The sequence below is a fragment of the Variovorax sp. 10N432 genome (assembly GCF_056394465.1).
This window is the reverse complement of the sequence record NZ_JBFTHX010000139.1, coordinates 1-653: the sequence shown is the minus strand read 5'-3', so window position 1 is coordinate 653 and position 653 is coordinate 1. Positions and strand designations below refer to the sequence as shown.

Sequence of the window (653 nt, the reverse complement as noted above, 5' to 3'; positions counted from 1 at the left end):
GCCAGAACCTGCGCCTTGAACGCCGCGCTGTGCCGGCGGCGTTGCTTCGGATTGACGTCCATAGATGTCCAGCTAACTTAGGTGGACAGCATGGTCTCCGGCTTGGCCTCTGATCTCAAGGTGGGGAGACTGGCCGCTTACTCATCGGGTTAACTTCTGCGCCTGCGAGCCATGCCATGTGTTCTCAACTTTGCGTCACCACGGCCCCCAGCGGCCGGGATCCAGGCAAGTCACGTCGTCCGGTTGGCTTAAGGCGTGAGTTCCGTTGATCGAGGCCGCAGGACACACGCTCAAGATCGAACTGCCGTCGACGCCGGTCCATGTGCACGTCGGTCCCTCGCGCATCGGCCAGGCCCCCGTGAACCTGCTCGCCAATGCGGCGCGTGCATCGAGGTCACAGGCCTGGGCGGCGCGCACGGCCCTGGTCGCCCTCAGCGGATGGGGCGACGCGGCCACCCGTCACGACGGCGCCCAGGTCTTCGATGCGCACCTCACCAAGCCGGCGAGCACCGCCAAGGTGCTCGAGGCCGTGGTCCGGGCGCGGGAGGCCCGGGCCCGGGTTCAGGAAGACTGATACTCCTTGAGCCGGTTGTACAGCGTCTTCATGCTGATGCCGAGCAGCGCCGCCGTCGGCTCCTTGCGCCGTTGCGCCG

General features: G+C 66.8%; 2 protein-coding genes. One reads left to right on the top strand and one right to left on the bottom strand.

Translation table 11 applies throughout. The annotated features are described in order from the left end of the window. Positions 1-265 precede the first annotated feature (265 nt). Positions 266-574, top strand: coding sequence for a response regulator (locus tag AC1DF3_RS37040; protein WP_478142819.1), 309 nt, complete (start codon positions 266-268; stop codon positions 572-574). On the opposite strand, the gene AC1DF3_RS37035 is transcribed toward AC1DF3_RS37040, so the two are convergent. Then, positions 562-653 (bottom strand): helix-turn-helix domain-containing protein (locus tag AC1DF3_RS37035; protein ID WP_478142820.1); only part of this gene is annotated, 92 nt, incomplete at its 5' end. The genes AC1DF3_RS37040 and AC1DF3_RS37035 overlap by 13 nt on opposite strands.